The following is an 8,824-nucleotide window of genomic DNA, read 5'->3' as shown; positions in this document are numbered from 1 at the left end:
CCCGCTCCGGCCCGCCACTGGCCGACTTGGCGGACGCCGTCGCCGCCTATCGGGGCGGCTACCTGCCGGAGGAGCGCCGAGCCCTGGAGACGGACCTGCGCCAGGGCCGCCTGCGGGCACTGGCCACCACGAACGCCCTCGAGCTGGGCATCGACGTGACCGGCCTGGACGCCGTCCTCATCGCCGGGTGGCCCGGCACCCGCGTCTCGCTGGGCCAGCAGGCCGGGCGCGCCGGACGCGCGGGCAGTCCCGGCGTCGCCGTCCTCATCGCCTCCGACAACCCCCTCGACGCCTACCTCGTCCATCACCCCGAGGATGTCCTCACCGCCCCCGAGGCCACCGTCTTCGACCCCGCCAACCCCTACGTCCTCGCCCCGCACCTGTGCGCGGCCGCCTCCGAGGCCCCCCTTCGCGAGGCCGACCTCGACCTCTTCGGCCTGCCGGACGAGAGCCTCCTGGCCGACCTCGCCGAGCGCGGGGCACTGCGGCGGCGCCCCACCGGCTGGTTCTGGAACGCCGCCCTGCCCGGGCGCCCCCAGGACCTCACCACCCTGCGCGGGGACGGCCCGCCCGAAGTCCCCATCGTCGAGTCCGCCTCCGGCACCGTCATCGGCACCGCACCGGGCGCCGGCGCCGACTCCTCCCTCCATGCCGGCGCCGTCTACATGCACCAGGGGCGCGCCTACGTCGTCGAGGAGCTCACCGAGGAGGCCGCCATCGTCACCCCGCGCCCGGCCGTCGGCTACCGGACCCGGGCCCGCGAGCGCTCCAGCGTGCGCATCCTCGCCGAGCGGAGCACCGAGACCTGGGGCGACGGCATCACCTGGAGCCTCGGGAGCGTGGAGGTGACCAGCCAGGTCACCGGCTACAACAAACTCGCCCTGCCCCGCATGGAGGTGATCTCCCAGCACCCGCTGGACATGCCCGAGCGCGTCCTGCCCACCGCCGCCGTCTGGTGGACGATCCCCCTCGAGGCCTGCGAGGCCATCGGCGTCACCCCGGCCCGACTGCCCGGCGCCCTGCACGCCGCCGAGCACGCCTCCATCGGCATCCTCCCCCTCCTGGCCACCTGCGACCGCTGGGACATCGGCGGACTGTCGACCGCCCTGCACCCCCAGACCATGCGCCCCACCGTATTCGTCCATGACGGCGCCGCCGGGGGCGCGGGCTTCGCGGAGCGCGGCCACCGGGCCGGGGCGCGCTGGCTGGCGGCCACGCTCGACGTCATCGCCCAGTGCCGCTGCGCCACCGGCTGCCCCAGCTGCATCCAGTCCCCCAAATGCGGCAACAACAACGAGCCCCTGGACAAGGCCGGCGCCGTCGCCCTGCTGCGACTGCTCGTCAGGGCCGCGCAGTCGGCACGCTCAGCCCCGCCCGCACCCTGACTTTGCGTTCCAATCACGTCGGAGTCCGTTTCCAATGGAGTCTCCCGTGTGCATCCTCCCCTCGAATGCGCACGGGAGATTTCGTGTCCCTTCACGATCCGCGTCATTCCAACGACGGCCCACCCCGGGCACTCTTCTGAGCGTGCCATTCGCCCCTTGGCGGAGCCGGGGCGGCCCCTCGCCCTGACACGGCGTGAGGGGTCTAGGCTCGCTCGCGTGCTGATACAACTGCTGCGGACGCACCTGCGCCCCTACTACGGCCTGCTGGCCTGCGTGCTCGTCCTCGAGTTCGCGCAGGTCATGGCCTCGCTCTACCTGCCGACCCTCAACGCGGACATCATCAACCGCGGCGTGGCCGCCGGCGACACCGATTACATCTGGCGCACCGGCGGACTCATGCTCGCCGTGAGCGCCGCCCAGGGCGCCTGCACCATGCTCGCCACCTACCTGGCGGCGCGATCGGCCATGGGCCTGGGGCGGGACCTGCGCGCCAAGATCTTCCACCGGGTCGGCTCCTTCTCCGAGCGGGAGGTCTCCTCCTTCGGCGCCGGCTCCCTCATCACCCGCAACACCAACGACGTCCAACAGATCCAGATGCTCGTCCTCATGGGCTGCACGATGCTCGTCATGGCGCCGATCATGGCGGTGGGCGGCATCATCATGGCGGTCACGCGCGCCCCGGGCCTCGCCTGGCTCATCGCCGTGAGCGTGCCGGTCCTGCTGGTGATCGTCGGCCTCATCGTGCGGCGCATGGTGCCGCTCTTCCGCTCCTACCAGGACCGCCTCGACGGCATCAACCGAGTCCTGCGCGAGCAGCTCACCGGCATCCGCGTGGTGCGCGCCTTCGTGCGCGAGCGCGCCGAGGCCGAGCGCTTCGCCGTCGTCAACCATGACATGGCCTGGGTGGGCGAGCGCGTGGGCCGTCTCTTCATCACCCTGTTCCCGCTGGTCATGCTCGTCCTGGACGTCACCATCGTGGGAGTCATCTGGTACGGCGGGCACCGTGTGGGCTCGGGGGACGTGGAGGTCGGCACCCTCATCGCCTTCATGGCCTACCTCATGCAGATCCTCATGGGAATCGTCATGGCGTCCTTCATGACGATGATGATCCCGCGCGCGGCCGTGTGCGCCGAGCGCATCAGCGAGGTCCTGGCCGTCGACCCGTCGCTGACCGTCGCCGAGGGCGCCACCACCTCCTTCCCGGAGCCCGGCGCCGTGGAGCTGCGCGACGTCACCTTCTCCTACCCCGGCGCCGAGGCGGCCGTTCTCACCGGCGTCTCCTTCCGCGTCGCCCCCGGCTCGACGACGGCGATCGTCGGCTCCACCGGCTCGGGCAAGTCCACGCTCGTGTCCCTGCTGGCCCGGCTCGTCGACGCCACCGACGGCGAGGTGCTCATGGGCGGGGTCGACGTGCGCCGCGCTGAGCCCGAGGCCCTGTGGGCCACCCTCGGCCTCGTCCCCCAGAAGCCCTTCCTCTTCGCCGGCACGGTCGCCACGAACCTGCGGCTCGGTCGCGAGGAGGCCACCGACGACGAGTTGTGGGCCGCCCTGGAGGTCGCCCAGGCCCGCGACTTCGTGGAGGAGATGGACGGCGGCCTGGAGGCGGTCATCGCCCAGGGAGGCACGAACGTCTCCGGCGGGCAGCGCCAGCGCCTGGCCATCGCCCGCGCCCTCGTGCGCCGCCCGGACATCCTCATCTTCGACGACTCCTTCTCCGCGCTCGACGTGGCCACGGACGCCCGTCTGCGCGCGGCCCTGGCGCCCGCCACGGCCGGGGTGACGAAGATCGTCGTCGCCCAGAGGATCAGCACCGTCACCGACGCCGATCAGATCCTCGTGCTCGACGGCGGGCGGCTCGTCGGCACCGGCACCCATGAGGAGCTGCTGGGCACCTGCGAGGTGTACCAGGAGATCGTCTCCTCCCAGCTCGGACAGGAGGTGGCCGCATGAGCCGCGGCATGAGCGACATGAAGACGAAGGGCGGGAGGGCCGCGAAGGGGGCCGGCCGCTCGAGCAGCGCCAACGCCGAGTTGAGCGAGGAGGACCTCAGGCTCGCCGCCTCGGCTCAGGCCTCCTCCGATGACTGGCACTCCGGCCCGCCACCGGGCAAGGCGGAGGCGTTCTGGCCCTCCTTCCGCCGCATGATCGGCTTGCTCGCCCCCTTCAAGGGGACGCTGTCGATCGTCACGGTGGCGAGCGTGGTCGGGATCGTGCTGTCGGTGGCCGCCCCCAAGGTGCTGGGCAATGCCACGAACGTCATCTTCGAGGGCGTCATCTCCTCGCGCTTGCCCCAGGGGGTCACGAAGGAGCAGGTCATCGAGGGTCTGCGAGCCTCGGGTGAGACCGACATGGCGAATATGGCCGCCGCGATGGACCTGCGGCCGGGCCAGGGCATCGACTTCGACCGCCTCGGCACGATCCTCGCCACCGTCCTGGTGCTGTACGTGGTCTCAGCGATCCTCATGTGGCTGCAGGGCTTCCTGCTCAACCGCATCACCGTGACCGCCATGTACCGGTTGCGAGAGCAGGTGGAGACCAAGATCCACCGCCTGCCGCTGTCCTACTTCGATCAGATGCAGCGCGGCGAGATGCTCTCCCGCGTCACCAACGACGTCGACAATGTCACCAACACGCTCCAGCAGTCGCTGTCCGGGGCGCTGACCTCGATCCTCACGGTGATCGGCGTCATGGGGATGATGTTCTCGATCTCCTGGAAGCTGGCGCTGGTGGCGCTCATCATCATCCCGCTCATGGGCGGGGTGTTCGGCATCATCGGGCCGCGCTCCCAGAAGGCGTTCACCCACCAGTGGGCGCGCACGGGCCGCATCAACACGCGCGTGGAGGAGTCCTTCTCCGGGCACGCCCTCGTGCGGGTGTACGGGCGCACGCAAACGGTGCGGGACGCCTTCGCCGAGGAGAATGACGAGCTCTACCGCTCGGCGCTGCGCGCGCAGTTCCTCTCCGGCATCATGATGCCGCTCATGCTGGTCATCTCGAACGTCTCCTATGTGGCGATCGCGGTGGTCGGCGGGGTCATGGTGGCCTCGGGCTCGTTGAGCCTGGGCAGCGTCCAGGCCTTCATCCAGTACTCCCAGCAGTTCTCCCAGCCGCTGGGCGAGCTCGGCGGGATGGCCACCTCGGTGCAGTCCGGGACGGCCTCGGCCGAGCGCATCTTCGAGCTGCTCGACGCCGAGGAGGAGATCCCGGACGCCGAGAGCAGTGAGGCCGCGCAGGCCGATGACGCTGCGACGGCCGGTGTGGACCGGGGCTCCGAGGACGAGGCCGGGGGCGCGGCCGCAGGCGCGGTCCGCGCCGGCGTCATCGAGGTGGAGCACGCCCGCTTCTCCTACTCGCCCGACACCGAGCTCATCCGGGACCTTTCCCTGCGCGTGGAGCCGGGGCACACGGTGGCGATCGTCGGGCCCACGGGCGCCGGGAAGACCACCCTGGTCAACCTGCTCATGCGCTTCTACGAGCTCGACGGGGGCCGCATCACCCTGGACGGCCGGGACATCGCGTCGATGACGCGCCACGAGGTGCGCCGTCGGACGGGGATGGTGCTGCAGGACCCATGGCTGTTCGAGGGGACGATCCGCGAGAACATCCGCTACGGGCGGCCCGGGGCATCGGATGAGGATGTGGAGGCGGCCGCCGAGGCCTGCTTCGTCGACCACATCATCAAGGCCCTCCCGCAGGGCTATGACACGCTCCTGGAGGAGGATGCCGCCAACATCTCCGCTGGAGAGCGCCAGCTGCTGACGATCGCGCGCGCCTTCATCGCCAACCCCGCCGTCCTCATCCTCGATGAGGCGACGAGCTCGGTGGACACCCGCACGGAGCTGCTGGTCCAGCGGGCGATGAACCGGCTGCGCGAGGGTCGGACGAGCTTCGTCATCGCGCACCGCCTGTCCACGATCCGCGACGCCGACACGATCCTCGTCATGGAGCACGGGGACATCGTTGAGCAGGGCCGGCACGCCGAGCTGCTGGAGCGCGGTGGGGCCTACGCCCGGCTGCACGCCGCCCAGTTCGCCGGCCGGGAGTTGGCCTCCGACTGAGGGGCCGCGCAAGCGCGGCGGGGCGGGCCGGCGTCGGCCTGCCCCACTGAGCTCCTCGTTGCGCCCTCGGCCCGGCCTTGCGCCCTCATCCTCGCAGTTTGAGGGAGCAACGCCGGGCCGAGACGGTATCTGCGGTTTGAGGGCGCCGGATCGGGCGATGGGGCCGAGGGGCCGGGGCATCGCCGGGCACGGGGAGTCAGGACTTGCGGTTGCGGCGCGCCTGGCGGGCCTGGCGCTTGATATCGCGCAGCTCGGCCCGCTCCTTGCGCAGCTGGGCCCGGTGCTGGGCGCGCAGGACCGCGCGCCGCTGCTGGGACTCCTCGCGGTCGAGGTGCATCTGGCGGCGCATCTGCTCGCGCCAGTGAGTCCGCTCCTCCTCCACCCGGCGCAGCCGCTCCACGAGGGCGGCGGCCTCCTCCTCGCTCAGGCCCAGTCGGGTGACGCGCGACTCGCCGCGCCGCAGCCCGGGCAGGGAGGGGAGGGCTTGACGGCCCGTGCCGCCCGCGCGCGCCGGGGCAGCCACGCCGTTGGGCCGGCCGGCAGCGGGCGCGGCCTGGGCGACGCCGTCGTCCGGGCCATGCTCCGCCGTCGCCGGGTACGCGGGCCGGCGGGGCTTGGAGACCACGCGGATCTCCCCGTCCTCCTCCTCGGGGACCGCTGAGGTGGAGGCGCCCTTGACCTCGCTGCCCACCGAGTCCACCGGGCCCTGGACGATGGCGAGGGCCTCGACGGCGGGGACGTGGTCGGCGTCGGCGCCCAGGGCCAGGCCGAGCAGTGGCATGAGGAGCACGCTCGCGGCGCCGGCGAGTACGAGTGTGGAGGCGATGGACGCGCTCATGGCGCCCGCGGTCACCGCTACCTGTGTGACGGCCACGATGATCGGCAGCGCGGTGGTGGAGTACATGGCGATCTGCAGGCACTGGCGCAGGGAGTAGGCGCGCAGGCCGTCGCGTCGGCGCTCGAAGCGCGCGGCGAGCCACACCGGCAGGCCGCGGGTGAGCACCAGGAGCACGAGGAAGGCGCCGAGATAGGCCATGGACTCCCCCGTGATCTCCAGCTCGATGGCCATGCCGGAGGTGACGAAGAAGATCGGCACGAAGAAGCCGTAGGCGAGGCCGTCGAGCTTCTCCTCCAGCTCGCGGCTGCCGTCGGGCACGGCGTAGCGCAGGATGAAGCCGGCGGCGAAGGCGCCCAGGACGACGTCGAGGTGGAAGACCTCGGCGAGCGCGCACAGGCCCACCAGGAGCAGGACGGTGATGCGGATGGTGGTCTGCGCGGTCGTGGAGCCGCCGAGATGGATGAGGGCGACGAGGCGCTGCCCGGCGGCCTTGACGCGGTCGGTGAAGCGCACGATGAGCAGGGTGATCGCCAGGAAGAGCGCGAGCACCGCGGCCGATTGCCAGGTGGAGCGGCTTCCGAGCAGGAGGGCCATGAGGATGATGGGGCCGACCTCCCCGACGGCGCCGTGGTTGAGGATCGCGGCACCCACGGCGGTGGACAGGAGACCGCGCTCGCGCAGGATCGGCAGGATGGTGCCGATCGCGGTGGAGGTCATGGCGATGGCGATGGCGATGCCGTTGGCGGACAGGGGCCCGCCGGCCACGCCCACGACGGTGACCGTGGCGAAGGCGAGCGCGAGCGAGCCGAACCAGGCGATGGTGGCGTGGCGGCCGCCGCTGCCGCGCAGCTCGTTGACGTCGATCTCGTAGCCGGCCATGAGGAAGAGGAAGCCCAGGCCGAGCTCGGCGAGGAACTCGATGGGATCGCTCTTATCGGCGATCGCCAGAGCGCTCGGGCCGATGAGCAGGCCCCCCAGGATGAGCAGCACGGTCTCGGGGACGATGCGGTGCGGGATGTTGAGGGAGATCATCGGCGCGAGGAGGGCGACGGCGACGATCCACAGCAGTGAGACGAACGCGTGGGCCATGTTCTCCTTCTCCTCTCATCGTCGGCCCTCGGGCGAGGACCGGGTGGGAGCCTACCGGCCGGGGCCGACCAGGAGCGGAGGCGCCCGGGGGGCGACGCGCGCGGGGCGGGTGGGGACCGACGCAAAGGCGCAGGGGCGCAGGCACACGGAGGCGCAGGCTACTCGCCGGAAGGCATCGATCCGGATGCCGGGATGAATGCGGAGGCAGGGGCGCTGCGGCCCCACTCATTCATCGCGTCCAGCACGGGCTGGAGCCCGCGGCCGAGGTCGGTGAGCTCATAGACGACGCGCGGCGGGATCTCGGGATAGGCGCGGCGAGTGACGATTCCCCGTGATTCGAAGAGCCGGAGCCGGTGGGTCAGGGTGTGGGCGCTGATGCCGGGCAGCGCCTCGCGGAGCTCGCCGAAGCGCTGCGGGCCGTGGAGGAGCTCCCGGACGATGAGGGTGGCCCAGGGACCCCCGAAGAGGAGGAGGAACCGCGCCACGCCGCACTCGGGGAGATCAGTCTCGGACATGCCTCGACACTACCCCATTAGTGCAGTTGACGTGACTGATGCATCGTATGCAGTAATGGCGGCATGGCTTTCATCGTTCATGGCGCCACCGGCGCACAAGGCTCTCCCGTCCTCTCCTCCCTGCGCGCTGCGGGCGCCGACGCCGTCGCGGCCGTCCGGCACCCCGGCCCGGCCGCTGCCGGTCAGCGGGCCATCGCCATCGACCTGGCGGATGCGGCGGCCCTCACCCGTCTCTACACGGGGGCCGACGGCGTCTTCATCCACCTCCCCCTCGGCCCGGCGGAGACCGCCCGCGCTCAGGCTGCGGCGATCTCCGCGGCCATCGCGGCCGGGGCGCCCGGCAGGGTCGTCATCTCCACCAGCGGCCAGGTGGTCGATGAGCCGTCGAGCGCACTGCAGGCGCCCGGGGACAGCCCGATCATCTCGCTCATCCGCGCCGCTGAGGAGTCGGGCGTGCCCACTTCGGTGGTCGCGCCCAGGCTGTTCCTGGAGAACCTCCTGCTGCCCGTCGTCGTCGAACCGCTGCGCGACCGGGGTGTGCTCCGCTACCCCCTGGCGGCGGACTACCCCGTGTCGTGGGCCTCGCACGACGACGTCGCCGAGGCGGCGGTCCGCCTCCTCACCGGCGAGGCGCATCCCGGGGTGGTCGGTGTGGGCGCGCTGCCCGGGTTGACCGGCGAGGACCTGGCCGGGGCCTTCTCCGAGCGCCTGGGGCGACGCATTCGCTTCGAGGAGATCGCGCCCGCCGACTTCGGCGCACTCCTGGAGCCCCTCTTCGGGCCGGCATCGGCCGGTGTCGCCCAGCTGTACGCGACGCTCGCCACCGCGCCGGGCGACCTCATCCGCCCTGAGACGAGCGCGCAGCGCGCCCTGGGCATCGAGCTGCGACCGGTCGTCCAGTGGCTCGCGGAGCAGGGGGTCCGGTAGGACCGCAGCAGG

The 8,824-nt window shown here is 71.8% G+C and carries 6 protein-coding genes; 4 read left to right on the top strand and 2 right to left on the bottom strand.

The features are described from left to right. The 3 genes from B1H55_RS09185 to B1H55_RS09175 form a co-directional block, all read left to right on the top strand. Window positions 1-1,385 (top strand): DEAD/DEAH box helicase (locus B1H55_RS09185; RefSeq protein ID WP_143222418.1); only part of this gene is annotated, 1,385 nt, incomplete at its 5' end. A gap of 216 nt (window positions 1,386-1,601) precedes the next feature. Next, window positions 1,602-3,335 carry an ABC transporter ATP-binding protein gene (locus B1H55_RS09180; protein WP_073453585.1) on the top strand — a complete coding sequence of 578 codons (1,734 nt, stop codon included), beginning with the start codon at window positions 1,602-1,604 and terminating at the stop codon, window positions 3,333-3,335. Window positions 3,336-3,352: 17 nt separating this feature from the next. Further along, a complete protein-coding gene (locus B1H55_RS09175) occupies window positions 3,353-5,443 on the top strand; it encodes an ABC transporter ATP-binding protein (RefSeq protein ID WP_077240964.1) in 2,091 nt (696 codons plus the stop codon). A 196-nt stretch (window positions 5,444-5,639) separates the two neighbouring features. Here the strand turns inward: B1H55_RS09175 and B1H55_RS09170 are convergent, their stop codons facing one another. Continuing rightward, complete coding sequence (locus B1H55_RS09170) at window positions 5,640-7,370, bottom strand: cation:proton antiporter (RefSeq protein ID WP_073453587.1); 1,731 nt, start codon at window positions 7,368-7,370, stop codon at window positions 5,640-5,642. Between the two features lie 158 nt (window positions 7,371-7,528). Continuing rightward, window positions 7,529-7,885, bottom strand: coding sequence for a winged helix-turn-helix transcriptional regulator (locus tag B1H55_RS09165; protein ID WP_073453589.1), 357 nt, complete (start codon window positions 7,883-7,885; stop codon window positions 7,529-7,531). A gap of 63 nt (window positions 7,886-7,948) precedes the next feature. On the opposite strand from B1H55_RS09165, the gene B1H55_RS09160 reads away from it, so the two are divergent. Further along, window positions 7,949-8,812: an NAD(P)H-binding protein gene (locus tag B1H55_RS09160; RefSeq protein WP_077240704.1), complete on the top strand. Its 864-nt coding sequence runs from the start codon at window positions 7,949-7,951 to the stop codon at window positions 8,810-8,812. Window positions 8,813-8,824: the final 12 nt, after the last annotated feature.

Origin of the sequence: Actinomyces denticolens (assembly GCF_002072185.1) — a bacterium.
Lineage (GTDB): Bacteria > Actinomycetota > Actinomycetes > Actinomycetales > Actinomycetaceae > Actinomyces > Actinomyces denticolens.
The sequence above is the reverse complement of the archived record's forward strand: the minus strand, read 5'-3'. Positions and strand labels throughout refer to the sequence as shown.

What these genes read in the sequence shown, in the direction of transcription:
- B1H55_RS09175 (WP_077240964.1), top strand. Translation starts at nt 3,353, where the DNA reads ATGAAGACGAAGGGCGGGAGGGCCGCGAAGGGGGCCGGCCGCTCGAGC.
- B1H55_RS09165 (WP_073453589.1), bottom strand. Translation starts at nt 7,885, where the DNA reads ATGTCCGAGACTGATCTCCCCGAGTGCGGCGTGGCGCGGTTCCTCCTC.
- B1H55_RS09170 (WP_073453587.1), bottom strand. Translation starts at nt 7,370, where the DNA reads ATGGCCCACGCGTTCGTCTCACTGCTGTGGATCGTCGCCGTCGCCCTC.
- B1H55_RS09160 (WP_077240704.1), top strand. Translation starts at nt 7,949, where the DNA reads ATGGCTTTCATCGTTCATGGCGCCACCGGCGCACAAGGCTCTCCCGTC.